The sequence below is a fragment of the Novosphingobium resinovorum genome (assembly GCF_001742225.1).
Classification (GTDB): domain Bacteria; phylum Pseudomonadota; class Alphaproteobacteria; order Sphingomonadales; family Sphingomonadaceae; genus Novosphingobium; species Novosphingobium resinovorum_A.
The window spans coordinates 207723-231011 of the sequence record NZ_CP017076.1 but is presented as its reverse complement, the minus strand read 5'-3'; the positions used below and the strand labels follow the sequence as shown (position 1 = coordinate 231011).

Genomic DNA, 23289 nt, shown 5'->3' with positions numbered 1-23289 from the left:
GCGAATGGCCACCGCTCCCGAACTGCCCTGCCACGCTGCCGCAACCTTCGATGACGCGCAGGCGATAGTCCGGCAAAGCTGCGCGCCGCTGGGGGTCGAATGGGTCCCGCTGGCGAAGGCCGGTCGCCGGACGCTGGCCGGTGATGCCATCGCGCAGATCGATTCACCAAGGCGGGACAGCGCGGCAATGGACGGTTTCGCCGTCCGGTCCGAGGACTTTGCCGGGGATTTCACCCGCTTCGTGCTGCAGGGAGAGAGCGTGGCCGGGGGAAGCCAGCCGTTGCCATTGCGACCCGGAGCCGCGATGCGCATCTCGACCGGCGCACCGATACCCTTGGGAGCAGACCGGGTGGTGATGCGCGAACACGCCCGCCTCGACGGCAAAGAGGTGATCCTGCCGCGTACTTCGGGCAAGCCCCATGTCAGGCCGCGCGCATCCGATTTTGCGAAAGGTACGGCGCTGCTCCCGGCAGGCAGCCGGATCGGTCCCCGCGCCATGGTGGTCGCCGCCGCTGCCGATATTGCGAAGCTGCCCGTGTGGCGCCAACCCCGGCTTCGGGTGATGGTCAATGGAGACGAGCTTGTCGTTCCCGGCAATGCCGCACCCGACGTCGATACCATCCCCGACAGCCTGAGCGAAGCCCTGCTGCTGATGGCGCGTCAATGGGGTGCGAAACCGCTCGGCACCTTGCGATCGATGGACCGGGTCGAGGACCTGCGTGCGGCTGCGATGGCGGCGATGGACGGGACGGACCTTATCGTCGTCGCGGGCGGCGCCTCGCACGGCCACCGGGATCTGGCACGGAGGGCGCTGATGCCGCTGGGCCTGCGGATGGCCTTTGCCGGTGTGGCGATGAAGCCGGGCAAGCCGCTATGGTACGGCAGGATCGGCCGGACTCATGTGCTTGGCCTGCCAGGCAATCCGACCGCCGCGCTGACCACTGCCCGCCTCTTTCTGGCGCCCATGATCTGCGCGCTTTCCGGCGCGGGCTTCGATCAGGCTTTGCAGTGGAGCGAGCACCGGCTGCTCCACGATGCGCCGGGCAGAAGCGATCGCGATCAGTTCCTTTGCGCGGCAGGAGACAATGCGGGAGACGGCGTCGCCATCATCGAGCGGCAGGAAGCATCGGCCCAGATGCTGCTCGCCCGCGCCGACCTGCTGGTGGAACGGCGCGCGCATGCGGTGCCCGCGGTTGCGGGCTCCCGGGTGCGATGCCTCCGCTTCTGACGCTGCCGTGCCCGGCGCGATCACGGGCGGGATAAGATTCGTCCGCTCCGGTTCGGACAAGGCGGCGGCGTACTACCATCCACCGCCTAATGCGCGGACAAGGTCCACCGCGGCGACGAAATGGCGTGTCCGCACGTCGAGGGCGGCCTGCTGCGCCTGAAACAGGGAAGTCTGGGCGGTGACCACGTCCAGATAACTCGTGGTTCCTGCACGATAGAGATCGCTCGCCGCATTCGACGTCTGCGTCGCGGCGGCAACGGTCGTGTCGTTGAACCCGCGCTCCTTCGCAAGATCGGACAGCAGCACGCGATTGTCCTCTACCTCGCGAAAGGCGCGGAGCACCGTTCCGCGATACTGCGCGGACATTTCGCGAAAGCGCGCATGCGCCGCATCCAGGTCAGCCTTCAGGCGGCCGCCCTGGAAGATGGGCAGGTTGATGGACGGCCCCAGCGACCAGAGGATGTCGCTGGCCTTGAAGGGATCGCTGCCTGCGCTCTGGAACCCGCCCAGCGCGTTGAAGCTGATAGAGGGGTAGAACGCCGCGCGCGCGACGCCGATCCCGGCATTGGCCGAGGCCATCGCTCGTTCGGCCGAGGCGATGTCGGGGCGGCGTTGCAGCAGTTCCGAGGGCACCCCTTCCGGAACGGCGGGCAGTGCCGGCGGAAGATCGGCCGGGGTAACTGCGAAATCGCTCGGCATGGTGCCGACAAGGACGGCGATCGCATTCACCAGCAGCGCGCGGCGACTGTGCACCTCGGTCAGCGCGGCCTGCGCGGTGCCCAGCTGCGCTTCCGCCCGCGACACGTCCATCTGCGCCGCCAGCTTGCCGCGATAGAGAATGGCGGTCAGGTCGCGGCTCTTGCGATAGAGCGCTACCGTATCGTCGAGCAGCCGGGTCTGGGCATCGAGACCGCGCAGCTGGAAATAGCTGTCGGCAAGCTGGGCCTGCAGGCTCAGCTGCGCCGCCGCGCGATCCGCGTCGCTGGCCTGCGCCATCGCCTTGCGGCTGGTGAGCTGGTTGCGCAGCTTGCCCCACAAGTCCAGTTCGTAGCCCACCACGCCGTTGGCCTGGTCGGCGCTGTAGACGTCGGGCTGTCCCGAGCCGCGCAGGGGCTTGTCCGCCGACTGCCGGTTGCGGGTGGCGCTGCCCTGCAGGCTTGCCGAAGGGAGGAGCGCGCCGCGTGCCTGCCGGGCATAGGCGCTGGCCTGGTCGTAGCGGGCGACGGCGGCCTGCAGGTCGGGATTGTCGGCGGTCAGGCGGGCCTCGAAGGCATTGAGCGCAGGATCGCCGAATGCCTCCCACCATGCCCCGCGCGGCGCGGCATCGGCGGGCGCCGCCTCGCTCCATCCAGGCAGCGGGGCGAAATGGTCCGGCACCGGCATGGTGGGGGGGTGATATGCCGGTGCCAGGTTGCAGCCCGCCAGCGATGACGCGGCGAGGAGGGTAAGGCCGAAGCGCAGCCTGCGGGCAAGGCCGGTCATGCGCCGGCCTTCGTCTTGGCGGGGGCGGGAGCGGCGATCCGCACCGCGTCGCCGGTGCGCAGCGTTTCGGGCGGGGTGTCGACGATGCGGTCGGAGGGCGACAGCCCGGCGACGACATCGACGGCATCGCCGTAGTCGCGGCCCAGCTTGACGTCGCGGATCACCGCCTTGTTGCCGGGGCCGACGATGGCGACGGCGCTGCCGGCGTTGCGCACGATCAGCGCGGTCGCGGGAATGCGGATGGCGTTGCTTGCCGCCGCCGGTTCATCGAAGGTCACCTGGCAATAGGCGCCGGCGCCCACGTTGCCGGGATTGGCCGCCTGCAGCTGCACCAGCATGGTGCGCGCCGCCGGGTCCAGGGCGTGGGAAATCGCCGCCACGCTGGCTTTCAGCGTCTGTCCGGGTTGTTCGGGCAGCGTGAACGTCGCCTGCTGCCCGACCTTGAGCTTGGCCGCCAGCGTCTGCGGCACCTGCACGTAGATGCGCAGCTTGCGCAAGTCGGCGACCTCGAACAGTTCCTGCCCGTTCGATCCGGCGGTGATGAGCGCGCCGATATCGGTCTTGCGCGCGGTCACGATGCCGTCGAACGGCGCGGCGATGCGCTTGTAGGCGGACAGGGCCTCAATCCCGCGCACTTTGGCCTGAAGGGCGGAGACGACCGCGCGCTTGGCCTCGCGGTCGCCCGCCTTCTCGTCCACCACCTGCTGCGCGACGGCGCCGGTCTGGCTCAGGTCGGACCAGCGCGTGGCGGTCAGCGTGGCCAGGCGGTAGTTCGCCTGGGCCATCGCCAGATCGCCGCGCGCGGCGGCCAGTTGCTGGTCGAGGTCGGGCGCATCGACGACGGCCAGCGTCTGCCCGGCGTGGACCGGCGCGCCGATATCGACGCTCCACGATTTCAGGTAGCCGTCCACCCGCGCATAGAGCTGCGCCTTCTGGAAGGGCTGGATCGTCCCCGGCAGGCTGATCGCGCTGGCTTGTCCGACCTGCGGCTTCGCGAGGTTCACGGTGGGCACCGCGTTGCTGCCCGACCACTGCGCGTTGGCGCTTGCCGAAACGGCGCGGGTGATCAGGCCGGAGGCGGCGATCACGATCGCCAACGCAGTTCCTGTCGCTCCCGCGATTAGGAGGAAGCGGCGGCTGGGCGTCTTTGGGGTGATGGATGGAGTGGACATGATGGCTCTCAGATGGTGGCGGGTTCGGGAGCGATGCCCGAAGTATCGCGCTTGATGACCTTGCCTGCGCCGTGGACGATGGCGAAGAGCGTGGGAACGAGGACGAGCGTGGCGCAAGTGGCGAACAGCAGCCCGCCGATCACCGCGCGGCCGAGCGGCATGTTCTGGCCCGGCTCGATCGCCATCGGGATCATGCCCAGGATCATCGCGCTGGCAGTCATCAGCACCGGGCGGAAGCGCGCGGCGCCCGCTTCCATGGCCGCCGTCAGCGGCGCGGAACCGCCGTCCAGACGTTCACGGGCGAAGGCGATCAGCAGGATCGAGTTGGCGGTCGCGACGCCCATGCACAGGATGGCTCCGGTGAGCGCGGGCACCGACATCGTCGTGCCGGTCGCGAACAGCATCCACACGATGCCCGCCAGCGCCGTCGGCAGGCCCAGCACGATCACCAGCGGATCGAGCCAGGACTGGAAGTTGACGACGATCAGCAGGTAGATCAGCAGGATCGCGAAGGCGAGGCCGACGAACAGCTGCGTATAGGCGCTGGTCATCGTCGCGACCTGACCGCGCAGCGCCACGCTCGATCCCTTGGGCAGGGTCTTGGCGGCATCGGCGACGATCTTGTTCACGTCCGCCGCGACGGCACCCAGATCGCGCCCCTGCGGGGTGGCGTAGATGTCGATCACCGGGCGCACGTTGTAGTGCGAGATCAGCGCGTTGTTGGGTGCGCGGCTGATGTCGGCAAGGTTGCGCAGCAGTTCGGGCGTCTGCCCGGCGGCGGCAGTGCTGGGCGTCAGCGGGATGTTCTTCAGCCCGTCGAGCGAGGTGATGTCACGCTGGGGCATCTGCACGGCGACCGGGTAGGACACGCTGGTCTTGGGATCGAGCCAGTAAGTCGGCGCGACCTGCCCGCTGCCCGAGAACGTCGTCAGCATCGCATTGGCCGTGTCGCGGGCGTTGATCCCCACCGCGCCTGCCATCGAGCGGTCGAGCGACACGCTGAGCGCGGGCTGCTGGAAGGCCTGCTGGATACGGGCGTCGGCGACGCCGGGTATCTTGCGGATGCGGGCGAGCAGCGCGGTGGCATAAGCGCGGTTGGCGGCAAGGTCGCTGCCGACGATCTGGAGGTCGATCGGCGCAGGTGTGCCGAAGTTCAGGATCTGGCTGACCATGTCGGCGGGCAGGAAGGCGAAATCGACGCCGGGGAAGCGGCGCGGCAGTTCCTCGCGCAGGGTCTTCACGTAGTCCGCCGTCTCGCCGTGCTCCGGCGCCAAGCTGACCTGGATGCTGGCGTCCTCGGTGCCGATGGTGCCGGCGTTGTCGTAGGCCATGTTGATGCCGCTGACGCTGAGGCCGATGTTGCTGACGACGCCCGCGACCTCGCCATGCGGCAGGATATCGCGGATGGCGGTGCTGACCTGGTCGGCGGTGCGCGTGGTCGCCTCGATCCGGGTGCCGGTCTGGGCGCGCATGTGGATGCGAATCTGGCCGCCGTCGACTTGCGGGAAGAAGTCCTGTCCCAGCAGCGGGTACAGGCACAGCGACAGCAGCGACAGGCCAATGAAGCCGATTACCACCGGACGGCGGCGACCGAGCGCGAGTTCGAGCAGGCCCAGGTAATAGGCGCGCAGCGTCTCGAACCCGGCCTCGAACCGGCGCTGGGCGCGCTGAAGGGTCTGCGAGATCCGGCCGCCGGTCGGCGCCTCGCCGTGACGGATCGGCTTGAGCAGGCGGTCGGCCATCGCCGGGACCAGCGTGCGCGACAGCAGGTAGGAGGCGATCAGCGCGAACACCACCGCTTCCGCCAGCGGACGGAACAGGCTGCCGGACACGCCGTTCAGCCAAAACATCGGCACGAAGGCAATGCAGATGCACAGCAGCGAGACGGTGGCGGGCTGGACGATCTGTTCTGAGCCGTGCAGCACCGCATCGCGCACGTCCTCGCCGCCTTCGAGATGGGCGTTGATGTTTTCGATCGTCACCGTGGCGTCGTCGACGAGGATGCCCACCGCCAGCGCCAGGCCGCCCAGGGTCATCACGTTGATCGTCTGCCCCAGCACCGCCAGCGTGCCCAGCGAGGCCAGGATCGACAGCGGGATCGAGACGAGGATGATCAGCGTCGAGCGCCAGTTGCCCAGGAAGATCAGGATCATCAGCCCGGTCAGCGCGGCGGCGATCACGCCTTCGCGCACCACGCCCGACACCGCGCTGGTGACGAACACCGACTGGTCGCCGGTGGCCAGCAGGTTCAGTCCGGCAGGCAGGGTATCGCGGATGGCGGGGAGCAGGCCGGTGACGCCGTTGATCACGTCGAGCGTGGAGGTCGCGCCGGACTTGATGATGCTGAGCAGCACCGCGTTGCCGCCGTCGACGTGGACCACGTTGGTCTGCGGCGGGTTGCCGTCATGCACGAAGGCGACGTCGCGCATGTAGACGGTGGCGCCGTTGACGGTCTTGATCGGCAGGTCGTTGAACTTGGCCATCGCATCGGGCGAGGCGTTCAGGTTGATGGTGTATTCCAGATTGCCGATCTTCTGCGTGCCCGCCGGAATGATCAGGTTCTGGCTGGCCAGCGCGGCGGTGACGTCGTTGGCCGAAAGGCCGTACTGCTGCAGCGCCTGCGGATTGAGGTCGGCCTGCACCTGGCGCACCTTGCCGCCGTAGGGCAGCGGCACCGACGCCCCCGCGACCGAGGCGAGCTGCGGGCGGATGAACGCGGAGGCCTGGTCGAACAGCGTCGTGTCCGGCAGCGTCTTGGACGACAGCGCCAGCTGCAGCACCGGCACGCTCGATGCGTCGAAGCTCAGGATGGTCGGGGGGGTGATGCCGGCGGGCATCTGCTTGAGCACCGTCTGCGAGGTCGCGGTGACCTGCGCCAGCGCGGCGTTGATGTCGACCGAGGGCTGGAAGTAGATTTTCACGATGCCGTAGCCGGGCAGCGACTGCGATTCGACATGCTCGATATTGTTGACGCTGCCGGTCAGCGCGCGCTCGTAGAACGTGACGATGCGCCCGGACATCTGGTCGGGCGAGAGGCCGTTGTAGCTGAAGACCGCGCTGACCACCGGCACGTTGACCGAGGGAAAGATGTCGACCGGGGTGCGCACCACCGCCGAAAGACCGTAGATCAGGATGAGGATCGCGAGAACGACGACCGTATAGGGCCGGTGCAGCGCGAGCTTGATGATGTTTTTCATGCAGCGTCCGTGGAGTCGTCCTGCCGGGTGGGGTGCCGGGCTGCGGAAGGATAGCGGCTCGCTTGGGCGACGAGCTCGACCAGGAAAGTGTTCAGCGCGCCGTTCGTGGGGTCAGGCCCGTCCCACAGCGCGAAAGTGCGGATGTCGAAGGAGAGGTCGCGCAGCACGCGGATCATCTCGTGAAAGGCGCGCCCCTCGGGATCGTCCTCGTCGCGGTGCTGGACGAAGCGCAGCGAGGCGGGCGCCGCGCGCATCACCCGCGGCAGGGCGGGACGGGGCAGATCGACGACGATCGCGCCCGCACCCGGCGCCCGGCCCTGCAGCACCAGATCGAGCGCGACGTGCCCGGCGCTTCCCGCGCCGACCAGCACGACTTGTCCGAAGGTCAGCCCCATTTCGTCAATCCGCGCCCGGATCAGCGCGGCGTCGGCGGTGGATTTCCGTTCCGTCAGGATCGCCGCGAAAGCGGCGCGGGGCACCGCTTCGTGCCAACCCGGCACGAATGCGGTCATGTCGGACCGGTCGGTGCCCTGCAGGACGACGACCAGCGCTTCCGGCGCCACGCAGGGCAGGTGAAGCATCTGCCATACCGGCTGGGGGCTATCCGGGATATCCATGGGCAGCTGAATGCCCGCACTTGCAGCATTACTCCAACTCATTATATAAATTCGTACATGCACGATATGAATGAAGAGCGGACCGGCGCCCGGCTCGACCTGAACCTGCTGCTGGTGTTCGAGGCGATATTGCGCGAACGCAGCGTCACCCGCGCCGCCGCCCGCCTTGGTCTGAGCCAGCCGGCGATGAGCCACGCGCTCAACCGCCTGCGCCATCTGCTCGGCGATCAGGTCTTCGTCCGCACGCCGCAGGGGATGCTGCCGACGCCGCGCGGGGAGCGTTTGGCGGAACCCGTTCGCCATGCCCTGCTCGAACTGCGCACCGCCCTGGAAACCGAGCACTTCGCGCCCGAGGAGACGCATCACCGCTTCGTCGTCGCGGTCAACAACCATGCCGCAATCGCGCTGGTCGGGCCGATCCTGCAGAAGGTGGCGGCGATGGCGCCGCATATCCGCCTGCGCTTCGTGCCGAGTGGCACTCTGGACGTCGCCGACCTGCTCGACCGCGCGGAACTGGATCTTGCACTGGTCGCGCGGCCTCCGGCCCAGGCCCGTTTCCACGCACGCGAACTCATCGACAATCAGTTCGTGGGACTGGTGCGCCGGGGCCATCCGGTCCTCGGATCGCGGATGGACGCCGCCGCCTTCGCGGCGCTACCCCACCTTGCAATCTCGTCGAGCGGCGACGATCTGAGCGCCATGGATGCAGGTCTCGCGGAAATGGGCCTCGAACGCGCCGTCCGCGTGGAGGCGCCTTACCTGTCGATCGGCGCCATCCTCATGCAGTCGGACATGATCGCCGTCACGGCGCGGCATATCGGCGAGGAATTCCGCCGCGCCTATGCGGTGCAACTGGTCGAACTGCCGGTCCAGCCGGAGCCCTTGCGCAGCCACATGGTCTGGCATCGGCGGTTCGACGACCACCCCGCGCATCGCTGGCTACGCGAGACGGTTCTGTTCGGGGTCCGCGAACTGGGGCCGCGTTGACGGCCTATCCTGCGGAAACCGGACGCGCACGCATAGACCGCCCAGCGAGGCCGCATCTTCCAGCGTGATCGCCGCCGCATGCCGATCGGCAATGCGCTTGGCGATCGCCAGGCCGAGGCCGCTTCCCGCCACGGTATGTCCGGCACCCCGGAAGAATCGGTCGAACGCGCGTGTACGCTCGGCCTGCGGAATGCCTGGCCCGCTGTCCTCGACCGTCAGGTCGAATGTGCCATTGCCCCGCCACAGTGCCACATCGACCTGCCCTCCGACCGGCGTATAGCGGATCGCGTTGTCGATCAGATTGAGTACGAGCAGCATAAGCTCGTCCCCGTCGCCCGGCACGACAGCCTCGTCATCGTGCACGAGGCCAATGTCGATCCGCTTGGCCTGGGCCAGCGGATCGAGCCGGACGAGCGCTTCGCGCACGATCGTGTTGATCGTGATCGGCCCGCGGCTGGCCACCGAACCCTCCGCATCGAGGCGCGAGGTCGCAAGCAACTGTTCGACCAGCCGCCCGGTCCGCTTCACGCTGGCCTTGAGCGCTTCCAGCCCGTTCCGGCGCTCCGCATCGGATCCTGCCTGCTCTACCATCTGGACCTGCAGTTGCAGTCCGGCCAGCGGCGTGCGCAGTTCGTGCGAGGCGTCGGCCAGGAACCGCTGCTGCGCCCCGGCCGCCCTCCCCAACCGGTTCAACAGGGTGTTGATCGCCTGCACCAGCGGCTGGATTTCCGCTGGCTCGCCAGTGGGGTCGAGCGGATTGAGCCGGTCGATGTGCCGGGCATCCAGTTCGCGCGAGATCCTGTGCAAGGTCCGCAGCCCCGCCGTGACCGCCAGAGGCGTGAAAAGCGCAATGACCACGAACAGCAGGATCAGCGGTGCGACCAGATGCAAGGCACGCTCCCGCGCCAGTGCGCTGCGCTCTTCCAGCGATTGTCCCACCTGGATCGTGTAAGGCCCCGCATGCCGGAGGTACACCTTCCACCGCTCCCCGCCGATCGAGCGGATGCCGAAGCCGGGTTGCGTGAAGCGGGGCAGGCCGCGATCAATCGTCGAGCGGTAGATTTCCCGGTCGCCGGTCCATACCTGCAGCAGGAAATCGTCCCTGCCGTGGAACAGCTTGACGTTGATCGCCCTGAAATCCGCGGTCTTGAGCCTTGGCGGAATGCCTGTGGCGATCTGGCGCAGGCGAAGGTCCTGGTAATGTTCGATGGCTGCCCGCTCGACCGCGTAAGTGCCGCCGATGAAGACGACGCTCAGCCCCAGCAGGGGGACAAGCAGCCACAGCAGAAGTCTTTGCTTGATCGACACCCGAACGGTCAGTCGGCCGGCTCGTCGGCCAGAAAATAGCCGACGCCGCGAATATTGCGGATGGCGTCCGGCGACAGCTTGCGGCGCAGGGCATGTACATGGAATTCCACGGCATTGCTCTCGATCTCGACGTCCCAGCCGTATACGCGGTCGATCAGCTGGTCACGCGAAAGCACTTTGCCGGGCTCCTCCAGAAGCGCCGCCAGGAATGCGAGTTCGCGCCCCCGCAGGTTCACCGGTTTGCCGCGATAGGTCACCACCTGCCGCGCGGGGTCGAACACGACCTGCCCGTAGCGGCGCAGCACGCTCGCCCGGCCTTCGCGGCGCCGCCGGACGGCGCGAAGGCGTGCGGCAAGCTCGTCGAGGTCGAAGGGCTTGGGAAGATAGTCGTCAGCCCCGCAGTCCAGACCGGCGATGCGGTCCTGAACGGCATCGCGCGCCGAGAGGATGATGACCGGCGTGTCGTTGCCCCGCCCGCGCATCCAGGACAGCACTTCGAGCCCGGACTTGCCCGGCAGGCCGAGGTCGAGCAGTACCGCCCAGTAATCGTTGGTTCCCAGCGCATGCTCGGCCGCGTCGCCGTCCTCGACCCAATCGACCATGAAGCCATAAGACCGGAAACCGCTGCGGACAGCTTCGCCGATGGTCTGATCATCTTCGACAAGACAGAGACGCATGGCAGACAATCACCAGTCGCACAGAGGCAAATTGCGATGCTGATTAATCCGCCGGCCATTACATAAATATGACGTTTTTGGCAGAATTCTGTACATTGCAGCAATATTGCTTGCACCTCCCGATCGCTAATTTTCGCATAATCCGGCGCGCCTAACCGGCGCCCCCGAACCACCGGACGACGGCTTCGCGATGTGATTCGCCCCGCCCCGTCCGACGCAACTCGGGGGTCAGTTCAATGTCCGGAAACACATCTTGCGCAGGCCAAACGGCACGCGCCGTCATCGTATCCGCCCTTCTTTGCGGCACCGCCGTACCGGCACTCGCCGATGACCTCGATACGGGCGAGCACGCCGACATCGTCGTCACGGCGGACGGCAGCGCCGAGAGCCGTGCGCGGCAGAGGGACGCGCCCAACATCGTTCAGTCGATCTCGCAGGAAGAGGCGTTTCGCCTGCTCGACCTGAATGCGGGCGAGGCGATCGCCCGCCTGCCGGGCGTCACCATCGGTGCGGACAAGGGTGTCGGCCACTTCGTCAACATCCGCGGGCTCGACGCCGACCTCACCAGCACGACCTTCGGCGGCACGCACCTGCCGCCGCCGGACCCCGTGACCCCGCAAGGCGGCGGCCGCGCCTTCTCGTTCGACGTGATGCCGACCGGCGTGTTCGGCTCGCTCACGCTGACCAAGACCAACCGTCCCGACATGGACGCCGAGGCGCTTGGCGGCACCATCGAAATCTCGCCCAAGGCAATTCCGACCGGCCGCGACCATTTCCTCACCGCCCGCCTGGGTTCGGGCGAGCAGTTGTCGCGCCACACCGGCGTCGTCGACCTGTCCGCCAGCGGCGGCATCCGTTTCGGCGACAAGAACGGCGGCGGGCCGTTCTCGATCGTCGGCTCGCTGGCCTACTACCGTGACGCGCTGGGCATGGACGACCGGCGCACCAGCTACGTCAACAAGGCCTCCGCCCCGGACCTGGCCTGGTCGAGCATGTCGCAGTCCTACAACACGTTCCGCCATGTGACGAAGGGCGGCAGCATCGAGTTCGCCTACGAACCCGATGCCGATACCCGTTTCTATGCCCGCTACCTGAACACCGGCTACCAGGAAGACAACTGGCGCCAGCAGCTTGCGATCAAGACCTCTGGCACGGCGACGGCCAACGCCGACGGCACTTACACGTCGCCGGTCAAGCAGCTCGACAAGAGCCTGCGCGACACCCTGCTGAAGGTGAACCTGCAGCTTGCCGAAATCGGTGGCCGCAACAAGCTGGGCGATCTGGCACTCGACTACCATGTGTCCTTCGCGCAGGGGCGCGAGTACCGTCCTTACGACACGATTTCGACTTTCACCTCGAAGCCGGGTTCGGCAAACATCACCTATGGTGATGCAGGCGGGTACTATCCGTCATATACCGTCACCGGGACCGATCCTTTCGGGACCGGCGCCTACAAGCTCTCCAGCCTGACCAACAACGACAACCTCTATCGTACCCGCGAGTGGTCCGGCGCGGTCAACGCCGCCTTGCCGACCGCACTGACCGGCGGCGCCAATGAGAGCATCAAGTTCGGTGTCGCCGTGCGACTGCGCACCAACACCCACGTCATCAACCCCTACACGGCCACCACCTTCCCCTCGACCGGGCCCGCGGTGGTTGCGCCGGGTGCCAATGCGATCGTCGACCAGAGCCATTATTCGAACGGCCCGGACATCGATATCGACGCCATGCGCGGCCTGTGGTCCGGCGGAACCGGCACCGGCTTCGGCAACAATGTTCAGGCGGATGCCTATGCGGGCGGCCTTTCCCGGCAGGACAACCGCGAGAACGTGTTCGCGGGTTACGTGCAGGGCGAGGCCGACTTCAGTGCACTGCATCTGCTCGCCGGTCTGCGCGCCGAGTTCACCGACGCCCGCTACCAGGGCAACACCGGCGTCCCGATCACATCCTCGGCAGCAGCAGGCGGCACGATCACCAACGGCAAGGGTTCGATCCTGGTGCCGACCTCGTCCACGTCGCGCTACACGAACCTCTTTCCTTCGCTGCAGGCCCGTTACGAGTTCTCGCCGAGCCTGATTGCCCGCGCGGTCTACTCCTCGACGATCGCGCGTCCGGGCTTCAACCAGGTCAATCCGTCGGCAACCATCGACGCCGCCAACAACATCGTCACTACCGGCAATCCGAACCTGAAGCCGATCACCGCCAACAGCTTCGATCTTTCGGTTGAGCACTACCTGCCGTTCGGCGGCATCGTCTCGGCGGGCGTATTCGACAAGGAACTGTCGAACTACATCTTCAACCGCACCCAGTCCGGAGGCATCACCGACCCGGTCACCCTTGCCGTGCTTGGCAATCAGGCGACGCCTACCCAGGTCGTCACATATGCCAATATCTCCCACGCCTGGGTGCGCGGCATCGAGCTGAACTACGACCAGCACCTCTCGTTCCTGCCCGGCCCGCTGTCGAACCTCGGCGTTTCGGGCAACTACACCCTCATCGACTCTTCGGCCGATATTCGTCCCGGCGAGAAGGGACCGCTGCCCGCCAGCTCGAAGCATATCTACAATGCCGCGGTCTACTGGGACGACGGCAAGCTCAACGTGCGCACGGCGATCTCCTATGCGGGGCGCAGCCTCTGGTCGGTCGGCACAACCCGCGCACTCGACCAGTATGCCGAGGCCCGGTTCATGCTCGACATCGGCGCCAGCTACGCCGTGACCGACAATGTCTCGATCTACACATCGGGCCGCAATCTGCTCAACACCCCCAAGATCCGTTCGGAAGGCACGCGGGACCACACCGTCCAGCACCAGCTTTCCGGATCAGCGGTGTTCGGCGGCGTAAACGTTCAGTTCTGAAGGAGAATACGATATGCGCATGATCCCCTCCCTCCTGCTCGCGGCGGCCACGGCCTGCATCAGCGGTGCAGCCATCGCCGCCCCGGCCGAAAAGCCGGTCTACGAGCAGCTTGCCGTCACCCCGGTCCCCGACATGCCCGAAGGCGACTGGGACCAGCTGGTGACGGACGTGGCACACAACCGCATCTATGTTTCCGGCGAGGACGGCGCGCTCATGGCCGCGTTCAATCTGGAGACCGGGGCGCTCATCGCTTCGGGCGGTGACGTCGTTTCGCCGCACAAGGTCGCCTTCGACCCCAAGACCGGCCATCTCCTGGTGGCCGAAGGCAAGGATGGCACGGTCAAGGTACTGACCACCGACTTCAAGACCGTCGCCTCGATCCCGGTCGGCGCGAAGTCCGACACCGGCGCCATCGATCTCGTCGGCCGCGTCTTCTACGTCAGCGGCCGCGACGGCGATACCGGATCGCAGATCAGCGCGATCTCGCTCGACACGCTCAAGGTCGTGCGCCGCTTCCCGGTTCCGGCGATGACGCTCAAGGGCCTCGTCCTCGACCGGACGGGCGGACGTCTTTTCGTCAGCATGCGTGACAAGAACGCGGTCGGCGTTATCGACATCAGGACCGGCACGCTGCGGACCTGGACTTCGCCCAACCTCAACAAGAACGTGCCGCTGGCCTACGACAAGCGCAGCCAGCGCCTGTTTGCCGGTTCGCGCGAACCCGGCCGCCTCGTCGTGCTGGATGCGCGCAGCGGCAAGGAACTCCAGTCGCTGCCGGGCACCGAGACGGCTGACAGCATGTCCTTCGACGAGAAGGGCCGCATCCTGTACGTGTCGGGCGATACCGGCATGAGCCGTTACCGCATCGCCGCCAACGGCAACGCCACCCTGCTGGAAACCGACGCCTCGCTGGTCGGCAAGTCCTCGCTCTACGTGGGCGAGAACCATCGCCTCTACGTGATGCGCCCACGCAAGGGGGAAACCGTCGCCGCGCTGCAGGTCTACGCCATCCACGACTGACAGCCCGTATTCGACAACCGGTGAAGTATCACACCCCGCCATTCGCAAGAGTGGCGGGGTTAAGGCACATACACCTGAATGAAAATTAGAACAACTCCCCTCATATCGAGAGAGATATTTGATAACAGAGTAATTTCCATTTCTAGAAAATGTAATTTATTTCATTTTTATGAAAGTATTGAAAATTTATTCAATAATTTTCCTTAAATTATAATTCAAGATAATTCAGCGATAATTTTCCCTCTCTAATGGCGCTGTTCGACAAGCAAGGGGTTGCAGCAGCGGCAGATCCACCGCCGCTGGACAATCACGACATCTCGGAGGCTGTCATCGTGTCGAATAGAAGTTCTGCCCTGCCTCGCGCCCAGCGCGCGGTACTCGTCGCCATGCTCCTGTGTTCGGCGGCCTCGCCCGCGTTCGCAGCGGCCGATGAAGACGAAGCAAACGAGCCGAAGGGCGACATCGTCGTCACCGGCCATGCCGCCACCGACAGCCGTGCCAAGCAGGAAGCCGCGCCCAACATCATCCAGACCGTCTCGGTCGAAGAAGCGCGCCGCCTGCCCGACCTCAACGCCGGCGAGGTCATCTCGCGCCTGCCCGGCGTGACGATCGCGGCGGACAGCGGCGTCGGCCACTGGATCAACATCCGCGGCCTCGATGCCGACCTTACCAGCACCACGCTTGCCGGCACGCACCTGCCGCCGCCAAGCCCCGTCACGCCCCAGGGCGGCGGCCGCGCTTTCGCGTTCGACGCTTTCCCGACCGGCCTCATCGGCTCGGTGACGGTCACCAAGACCAACCGCCCCGACATGGATGCCGAAGCATTGGGCGGCACCATCGAAATCACCCCGAAGAAGCTGGCGCCGAACCAAGGCTACTTCGTGGAAGGCCGCCTGGGTTCGGGCGAGCAACTTTCCCGCAGCACCGCGATCGCCGACATGGCGCTCAGCGCAGGCATCCGTTTCGGCGGCCATGGTATCGGCGACGGTCCGTTCACCCTGGTCGGCTCACTCGCCTATTATCAGGACGCGCTCGGCACCGACGACCGCCGCGTCTCCTTCGCCAACAAGAGCGGCACCCCGGATCTGGCCTGGTCAGGCGTGACCCAGGCGTACTACCAGTTCCACCGCAAGACCAAGGGCGCCACGATCGAACTCGGCTACGAGCCCGACGTGAACACCCGCCTCTACATCCGCTACGTCAACAGCGGCTACCAGGAAGACATCGCCCGCAACCAGCTTGCGTTCAAGCTGGGCAGCCCGACGGTGACCAACGCAAACGGCTCGCTGACGACGCCCGCGACCCAGTACGACAAGTCGGTCCGCGACATGCTGCAGCGCGTCAGCCTGCACCTCACCGAAGTCGGCGGCCATCACCAGTTTGGCAATCTGGACCTCGCGGCGCGCGCATCCTACGCGCAAGGTCAGGACTACCGCCCCTACGACACGCTTTCCACCTTCAGCAACAAGGCCGCCTCGGGCTCGAGCGTCACCTATGCGGATGCGGGCGGGGAGTTCCCGACCACGACTTTCACCGGCACCGATCCCTTCGGCACCGCAGGCTACAAGCTGTCCAGCGTGACCAACAACAGCCAGATCTATCGTACCCGCGAGTGGTCGGGCGGGATCGACGGCACGCTCGCGACTTCGCTGCTGGGCGGTGAGAACGAGAACATCAAGTTCGGCGTCAACGTCCGTCTGCGCACCAACACGCACGTGTTCAATTCCTACACCTCGACGAGCGTGCCGGTGCTGGACATGGCAAGCGCCGCCCCGGGGCGGAACATCCTGTTCGACCAGAGCCACTATGCAAACGGCCCGAATATCGACATCGACTACATGCGCAGCGTCTGGGCGAACGGCACCGGTCCCGGCTTCAGCAACAACGCTCAGGCCGACGCCTACGCCAGCGGGCAGGCACAGCAGGACAACCGCGAGAACGTCTTTGCCGGCTACGTCCAGGGCGAGACCGACTTCGGTGCGCTGCACCTGCTGGCGGGTCTGCGCGTCGAACACACCGACGCGCGCTACCAGGGCGTTACCAGCGTCCCGATCACGTCCTCGGCGGCCGCAGGCGGTACGATCACCAACGGCAAGGGCTCGATCTTGGTGCCGGTCTCGTCCTCGTCGAGCTACACCAACTTCTTCCCGTCGATCCAGGCACGCTACGAACTGTCGCCCAGCCTGATCGCGCGCGCTTCCTACTCCTCGACGATCGCGCGTCCGGGCTTCAACCAGATCAATCCGTCGGCAACCATCGACGCCGCCAACAACGTCGTCACCACCGGCAATCCGAACCTCAAGCCGATCACCGCCAACAGTTTCGACCTCTCGATCGAGCACTACCTGCCGTTAGGCGGCATCATCTCGGCCGGCGCGTTCGACAAGGAGCTGTCGAATTACATTTTCAGCCGGACCCAATTCGGCGGCATCACCGACCCGGTCACCCTCGCTGTGCTCGGCAATCAGGCGACGCCCACACAGGTCATCACCTATGCCAACATATCCCACGCCTGGGTGCGCGGCATCGAGCTGAACTACGACCAGCACCTCTCGTTCCTGCCCGGCCCGCTGTCGAACCTCGGCGTCTCGGCGAACTATGCCTTGATCAAATCGTCGGCGGACATCCGACCGGGCGAGAAGGGCAGCCTTCCGGGTACGTCGAAGCACGTGTACAACGCCGCGGTCTACTGGGACGACGGCAAGCTCAACTTGCGCGCCGCCCTGTCCTATAACGGCCGCAGCCTGCTTTCCGTCGGCGCGACCCGGGCCAAGGACCAGTATCTGGAGGACCGCCTCTCGCTGGATATCGGCGCCAGTTATGCCATGACGGACAATGTGTCGATCTACGCATCGGGCCGCAATCTGCTCAACACCGCGAAGATAAAGAGCGAAGGCGCTGCGACCCGCATCACGCAACTGCAGCTTTCCGGCTCGGCAGTAATGGGCGGGGTCAACTTCAAGTTCTGACGCCAGCGGGCCGTTCCGACCGTCGCCCCCAAGGAACGACCGCAACGCGTACGCGGCGACGGAGTCATCCGTCGCCGCGTTTACCGTCTTGCAAGATCGGAAACGCAAAGCCGCCACAAGCGCATAGCCATTGCGGCTTTTGAAGCCGTCGCAGTGAAATACAAAACTCGACGTTAACTTAACTCTCCATAACGGATCAAACTGTTATTGCTCGAAATTTCTGTGAGCATCTAAAGCCGCTTGTGCGTGCGACGGACTTTCCCATCTCCCCTAGCCGCAAGTTCGATCAAGCTAATCACAGAAAAAAGGGGCACATCGGATGGCAATCCGGAAACGGCACTTCGCCAAGATCGGACGCGAGCGTCTTCTTCAGAGCGCGGCATCGCTGACGTTTCTCGTCGGTACACGGTCTGCAATGGTCACGATTGCCTCGGCGGGCCTTGTCGTGGGCGCGGGCATGGCCAGCGCGCATACCGATGCCTTGGGCTATCTCGTGTCCGACGGCTCGGCCGCGGGATTGTTCGATGTCCAGATCATCTACGGTAGCTGGCACGGCGGCTCCGTTTCGGCGGAGGGCGCCGTACAGCTCAATCGCGCGGACAGTTCCGCAGTCGGCACGCAGGCATTCTCGATCCTGCTGAGCAACGTCCCCAACGGCACGTTGCCCGCAGGCCTGACGGCAGGGCAGAACTTCTTCTACATCAGCCCGGACGGGAATTCGCTGGTAGCATCCGACAGCGCGAACAACGGCGTCTACAATTTCCAGGCCGCGACCTTCTCTGACATCACCGCGGGGACCTACACGTTCGCTTACGCCAGCACGAGCGGCCTTTCCCAGGTGTGGACGCCGGCCGGGAACGCGATCTCGTCCGGGACTTTTACGGTGACCTCGGACGGCGGCGTGACGGTGCCGGGACAAGCCAACGACATCGACACCGCAAGTCCGAACTACGGTTCGAGCAACCTTGGAACCTCGGTAAACCCGACCTTCGCAGGCGGCACCTTGCTGATCGACCAGAACGGGCAGACCTATCCCAACAGCTTCGCGCTGGACGATACGAACACCAACACCATCGATATGAACGGCAACACGACCGTGCTGTCCGGTGGATTTTCGGATGGCACGGCCGGCACGCCGGGCGTCATCACTTACATCGATTCGGGATCCGGCGGCCAGGTGACGCTCACCGGTGCAAGCGGGTACACCGGCACCACGACGCTCGAATCCGGCACTTTGGCTCTGGCGGGCAACGGCACGCTCGGCGCGGATACGGCATCGACGATCGTGAATGGCGGAACCCTGGACCTCGGCGATACGCAGCAGATCCAGGCGTCGCTCACACAGGGCGGCGGAACGATCCGCAACGGTACGCTATCGGTCGATACCTACACGCTTGCGGGCGGAATCCTCGCCAGCGATGCCTCCGTGGATGCAGGCACGGCAATCGATGCACAGGCGGGGGCGATCGATGGCGCACTGAGCGGCTCGGGCACGTTGACCAAATCCGGCAACGGCACTGTCACGCTCGGTGGAGCGAACAGTTACACCGGCGGCACCGTCGTCAACGGCGGTACACTGGCGCTGGCAGGTGCCGGGACTTTGGGCTCCGGCGACGGTACGACAACGATCAATGGCGGCACCCTGGACCTGGGCGCGGGCAGTCAGAGCCAGGCAACGCTCACGCAGGGCGGCGGTACCGTCCAGAACGGTACGCTCTCGGTCGGCACCTATACGCTGACAGGCGGAACCCTCGCAGGCAATGCGGCCATCGATGCCGACGATATGCTAGACCTCCGGTCCGGGAGCGTCGATGGCGCGCTGTCCGGCACGGCTGGGTTGATAAAGACCGGCTCCGGCGGCGTGATCCTCAAGGGTGCCAACAGCTATACCGGCGATACCGTCATCGATGACGGATCGTTGGTGTTGGCCGGCGCGGGCACCCTCGGTTCGGCCAGCGGTTCGACGGTCATCCACGGCGGCACGCTCGACCTCGGCGGAACGAGCCAGACGCAAGTATCGCTGATGCAGGGCGCGGCCACGATCCTGAACGGGACCTTGGTACTCGATACTTATACCATTGCGGGCGGAACGCTGACGCGAACCGTGGCCGCCAACGTGAGCAGCACTATCGATGCCCGGACCGGCATGATCAACGGCGTGCTGTCGGGTACGGCCGGTCTGATAAAGACCGGGAACGGCGGCGTCACCATCACCGCAGCGAATACCTACACCGGCGGGACCACGATCGATGCCGGCGCGCTGGTGCTGGCAGATGCCGGTGACATCGTCTCGTCGGTTGCGATCGGCGCGACGGGCACGTTCGACATCAGCGCAGCGGACGGCGATCGCGATCTCGACACGGTAACCGGCGCTGGTGCCATCGCCCTGGGAGACAACACCCTGACGCTCACACAGGCCGGCGGCAATTATGCGGGATCGATCAGCGGTACGGGCGGACTGATACTCTCGGCCGGACAGGGCTACGCCCTGAATGGAAGTAGCACGTATTCGGGCGGCACGGCACTGCTGACCGGCACACTTTCGCTGGGGAACAACGACGCGCTCGGCACGGGCGCGCTGGCGATGAGCGAATTCACCGCCATCAACCTCGTCCAGAGCGGCATGGTCATCGGCAACGATATCACCGTCAGCGGCGATCCGACGATCTTCGTACCCACCGGCGTGACGGCAACCGTCGCAGGAACGATTTCAGACGGCACACAGCCGGGCGACGTCGTCAAGACTGGCGGTGGCACGCTGATTTTCACGGGCAACAACACATATTCCGCCGGCACCACCATTTCCGACGGCACGCTGCAGCTTGGCGATGGCGGGACCAGCGGCGCCATCATCGGCAACGTCCTGAACAACGCAGCCCTGGCGTTCGACCGCGCTGACGCCGTGACGTTCTCCGGGACGATTTCAGGCACCGGCGCAGTCGTGCAGGCCGGTGCGGGCACGACGACGCTTTCCGGCGTCAACACGTATTCCGGCGGCACGACGATCTCGGACGGCACGCTCGTCGGGTCGGCGACCGGCTTCGGCAGCGGTGCGATCCTCGACAACGCCGCACTGGTCGTGACCCAGGGCACTGACGCCACTTTCGCAAACGCGATCAACGGCAACGGCACCTTCACAAAGCAGGGTGCGGGCATGCTGTCCCTGACGGGTACGAGCGGCCTGTCCGGCGCCACCATTCTGGCTGAGGGCGAATTGCGGATCACCGGTTCGCTCGCGGCATCGTCGGTCTCCCTGGCCAGCGGCACACGCATATCGGGCACCGGAACCGTGGGCGGCATCGTCGCCGCACCGGGTTCGACGATCGCCCCGGGCAATGGCGCGATCGGGACATTGGCCGTGGATGGCAACGTCACGCAGCAATCCGGGTCGATCTATGCGGTTCAGGTCGCCGTGGATGGACCGCTTTCCGACAGGATCACCGCCACGGGCTTTGCGGCAATCGGGAGCGGCGCGACACTGGAGGTGACCAAGACCGACACCGCAACGCCCTATGTGCTTGGCCGGCGCTACACGGTGCTGACGGCGGCTCAAGGCGTGACGGGCACTTACACGCTGACCGGCGATACGGCGGTATCGGCCTTTTACGATCTTACCGTCGGGTACGACGCCAGCAACGTCTACCTCGATGTGGCCCAGACCAGCAGCTTCGTCTCTGCCGCGATCACCCCCAACGAGCGCAGCGTCGCCGGCGCGCTGGATGCACTCGACCCGGCCGTGGGCCTGCGCAACGCCCTGGGCTATCTCCAGACCTTCGAAGAGGCGCGCGGCGCGTTCGGGCAACTGTCAGGCGAAATCCACTCTTCCGCCAAGAGCGCGCTGATCCAGGACAGCCAGTATCTGCGCGATGCGGTGTCGATGCACCTGCGGTCAGGCACCGATGGCCGGGAGACAGAGCGGCCCGGCGTGTCGCTGTGGGGACATGGCTACGGCTCGTGGGGTTCCCTCGCGGGCAATGGCAATGCCGGGGTCCTGCACCGTTCGGCCCGGGGCTTGCTGGTCGGTGTCGATCTGCCTATCGGCGATGTCGCAAGGGCGGGCGTAGTGGGCGGCTACAGCCGCTCGAAATTCAACACTGCCGGGCACCGCGATACCGGCCATAGCGACAATTACCACCTGGGCGTCTATGCGGGGACCGGCCTTGCCCCCCTCAACCTGCAGGTCGGCGCGGCTTATACCTGGCACAAGCTCGATGTCGATCGCGCGGTCGGGTTCACCGGCTTCGCCGATGCACTCTCCTCGCGATACAAGGGCAACAGCGCGCAAGTCTTCGGAGAAGCGGGCTATCGAATAGAGGTCAATCATGGGCACTTCGAACCATTTGCCCAGATCAGTCACGTGCGTCTTCATACCGATGGGTTCGCCGAAAATGGCGGCGATGCGGCGCTGATCGGGGAATCGAAAAATACCGAAGTGACCTTTTCGAGCCTGGGCTTGCGCGGCGACCTCGATCTGGCGAGAGAAGGCGCGCTGCATGCGTTCTGGTCGACCGGGTGGAGGCACGCCTTCGGCAACCGTACACCGTTCACCGATCTGCGCTTCGATGCGGGCTCGCAGGTCTTCGGGATATCAGGCACACCGATCGCTCGGAATGCAGCCGTCCTTCAGGCCGGGATCGAAGCGGGCCTGGGGGCTGGCGTCAGCATCGGGGCATCCTATTCGGGCCAGATCGGGCGCAATGTGCAGGACCACGGCGTGAAAGGTAACCTGACGTGGCGCTTCTGACGATGCACGAAGGGCCTTGTCCGTGACGGTTGAGCGCGGTGGCCATGCTTGCCGGTGGCCTGTTCTGGCCATCGTAGCAGCGCTGTTTCTCACCGGCGACATGGCCGTTGCCGCGGAACCATCCGCTGCCCCGCCACATGAGCGCCATGGAGACTGGGAGGTCGTCTGCGCCGTGGCGGGCAAGGCCACCAAATGCTCGGCGGTGCAACGACAGGCGACCACGGCGACTTCCGGCCATGAAATGCAGCGCGTGCTCGCGATGGAACTGGTCGCCGTGCCGGATGGGGCAGTGGGCACCCTGCTAACGCCCTTCGGGGTGGATTTGGCTAGCGGCCTCGTTCTCAAACTGAACACATCCGGCCCGCCATTGCCGTTCAAGACCTGCCTGCCCTCCGGCTGTGTGGTCCCGCTGCAATTCGGCAAGGAAGCCGTCCGTTCCTTGCGCAAGGAGACGTTGTTACGCATCTCGTTCGTAACCGCGGGAGATGGGCGTAGGATCGACCTGCCGGTTTCCCTCAAAGGACTTGGTCAAGCGCTCGACAGAGCGGGGGTACTTGCCGGCACAAGCCGCTAACTCATATCTTCGGTAAGGTTTTTCGGCGCCATGCGCCAACTGCCGAGACAAAAGACATTTTCAGGCAGTCTTTCGAACGATCGCAGCATAGGCCCACGAGAAAATCGACGCCTGCCGTGGCAAATCGAGGCGTGCGTCGCGGCTTCATCCCCACCGGAAGCGAAGGTTTCAACTAAGGCTCTCGCGCCGATCTGACGGCGATCCCGAAGCCCAAGCCTCTACGGCCCTGCCGGCCGACGAACGCCATGATGCCGGCGGGTTGGGTGAGAACCTGCAAGGCACCGTATCTGCCCATCATTCCGGCGCGCTCCTACCGCCAGGTTCCAGGTCTTCCTGATCATCGCCGCTACCGCGACCGCTTGCAAACCGATCAGGGCATCTCCCATCAGTTCGAATCGAGCCCCCTTCCCCACGCATGGGAGCACCGCCCCTCATCTCGACGACATCGCAACCGC

At 65.7% G+C, this 23289-nt stretch carries 13 protein-coding genes; 7 read left to right on the top strand and 6 right to left on the bottom strand.

Translation table 11 applies throughout. The features are described 5' to 3' along the window. Positions 1-4 precede the first annotated feature (4 nt). A complete protein-coding gene (locus BES08_RS18745) occupies positions 5-1228 on the top strand; it encodes a molybdopterin molybdotransferase MoeA (RefSeq protein ID WP_036525182.1) in 1224 nt (407 codons plus the stop codon). 72 nt (positions 1229-1300) lie between these two features. Here the strand turns inward: BES08_RS18745 and BES08_RS18740 are convergent, their stop codons facing one another. From BES08_RS18740 to BES08_RS18725, 4 genes are read right to left on the bottom strand one after another with little or no spacing between them, the layout of a single operon-like run. Continuing rightward, positions 1301-2710 (bottom strand): efflux transporter outer membrane subunit, encoded by a 1410-nt coding sequence (locus BES08_RS18740; RefSeq protein ID WP_036525184.1) that lies wholly within the window; start codon positions 2708-2710, stop codon positions 1301-1303. Next, entirely contained in the window at positions 2707-3882 is a 1176-nt protein-coding gene (locus BES08_RS18735) for an efflux RND transporter periplasmic adaptor subunit (protein ID WP_036525186.1), read from the bottom strand. Before BES08_RS18735 ends, BES08_RS18740 begins: the two co-directional genes overlap by 4 nt. 8 nt (positions 3883-3890) lie before the next feature. Continuing rightward, positions 3891-7079 carry an efflux RND transporter permease subunit gene (locus tag BES08_RS18730; protein WP_036525188.1) on the bottom strand — a complete coding sequence of 1063 codons (3189 nt, stop codon included), beginning with the start codon at positions 7077-7079 and terminating at the stop codon, positions 3891-3893. Next, positions 7076-7696, bottom strand: coding sequence for a hypothetical protein (locus BES08_RS18725; RefSeq protein ID WP_036525189.1), 621 nt, complete (start codon positions 7694-7696; stop codon positions 7076-7078). Before BES08_RS18725 ends, BES08_RS18730 begins: the two co-directional genes overlap by 4 nt. Before the next feature lie 57 nt (positions 7697-7753). On the opposite strand from BES08_RS18725, the gene BES08_RS18720 reads away from it, so the two are divergent. Continuing rightward, positions 7754-8683 carry a LysR family transcriptional regulator gene (locus tag BES08_RS18720; protein ID WP_051586780.1) on the top strand — a complete coding sequence of 310 codons (930 nt, stop codon included), beginning with the start codon at positions 7754-7756 and terminating at the stop codon, positions 8681-8683. Here the strand turns inward: BES08_RS18720 and BES08_RS18715 are convergent. Both BES08_RS18715 and BES08_RS18710 read right to left on the bottom strand, forming a co-directional pair. After that, positions 8636-9991, bottom strand: coding sequence for an ATP-binding protein (locus tag BES08_RS18715; RefSeq protein ID WP_051586781.1), 1356 nt, complete (start codon positions 9989-9991; stop codon positions 8636-8638). The genes BES08_RS18720 and BES08_RS18715 overlap by 48 nt on opposite strands. Positions 9992-9999: 8 nt before the next feature. Next, entirely contained in the window at positions 10000-10668 is a 669-nt protein-coding gene (locus BES08_RS18710) for a response regulator transcription factor (RefSeq protein WP_036525192.1), read from the bottom strand. Positions 10669-10904: 236 nt separating this feature from the next. Here BES08_RS18710 and BES08_RS18705 point away from each other — a divergent pair, with 236 nt between their 5' ends. From BES08_RS18705 to BES08_RS18685, 5 genes are all read left to right on the top strand, one after another. Then, entirely contained in the window at positions 10905-13526 is a 2622-nt protein-coding gene (locus tag BES08_RS18705) for a TonB-dependent receptor (RefSeq protein WP_069709359.1), read from the top strand. Positions 13527-13545: 19 nt separating this feature from the next. Then, positions 13546-14547 (top strand): YncE family protein, encoded by a 1002-nt coding sequence (locus tag BES08_RS18700; RefSeq protein WP_162177372.1) that lies wholly within the window; start codon positions 13546-13548, stop codon positions 14545-14547. Positions 14548-14879: 332 nt separating this feature from the next. Then, a complete protein-coding gene (locus BES08_RS18695) occupies positions 14880-17516 on the top strand; it encodes a TonB-dependent receptor (RefSeq protein ID WP_231958272.1) in 2637 nt (878 codons plus the stop codon). 319 nt (positions 17517-17835) lie between these two features. After that, positions 17836-22260, top strand: coding sequence for an autotransporter domain-containing protein (locus BES08_RS18690; RefSeq protein ID WP_083274771.1), 4425 nt, complete (start codon positions 17836-17838; stop codon positions 22258-22260). Positions 22261-22282: 22 nt separating this feature from the next. Further along, positions 22283-22834 carry an invasion associated locus B family protein gene (locus tag BES08_RS18685; protein ID WP_155986215.1) on the top strand — a complete coding sequence of 184 codons (552 nt, stop codon included), beginning with the start codon at positions 22283-22285 and terminating at the stop codon, positions 22832-22834. The last annotated feature ends 455 nt before the right edge of the window (positions 22835-23289 follow it).

Coding starts and splice junctions, on each gene's coding strand:
- BES08_RS18745 (WP_036525182.1), top strand. CDS start 5: ATGGCCACCGCTCCCGAACTGCCCTGCCACGCTGCCGCAACCTTCGAT.
- BES08_RS18730 (WP_036525188.1), bottom strand. CDS start 7,079: ATGAAAAACATCATCAAGCTCGCGCTGCACCGGCCCTATACGGTCGTC.
- BES08_RS18740 (WP_036525184.1), bottom strand. CDS start 2,710: ATGACCGGCCTTGCCCGCAGGCTGCGCTTCGGCCTTACCCTCCTCGCC.
- BES08_RS18710 (WP_036525192.1), bottom strand. CDS start 10,668: ATGCGTCTCTGTCTTGTCGAAGATGATCAGACCATCGGCGAAGCTGTC.
- BES08_RS18735 (WP_036525186.1), bottom strand. CDS start 3,882: ATGTCCACTCCATCCATCACCCCAAAGACGCCCAGCCGCCGCTTCCTC.
- BES08_RS18690 (WP_083274771.1), top strand. CDS start 17,836: ATGGCAATCCGGAAACGGCACTTCGCCAAGATCGGACGCGAGCGTCTT.
- BES08_RS18700 (WP_162177372.1), top strand. CDS start 13,546: ATGATCCCCTCCCTCCTGCTCGCGGCGGCCACGGCCTGCATCAGCGGT.
- BES08_RS18720 (WP_051586780.1), top strand. CDS start 7,754: ATGCACGATATGAATGAAGAGCGGACCGGCGCCCGGCTCGACCTGAAC.
- BES08_RS18705 (WP_069709359.1), top strand. CDS start 10,905: ATGTCCGGAAACACATCTTGCGCAGGCCAAACGGCACGCGCCGTCATC.
- BES08_RS18725 (WP_036525189.1), bottom strand. CDS start 7,696: ATGGATATCCCGGATAGCCCCCAGCCGGTATGGCAGATGCTTCACCTG.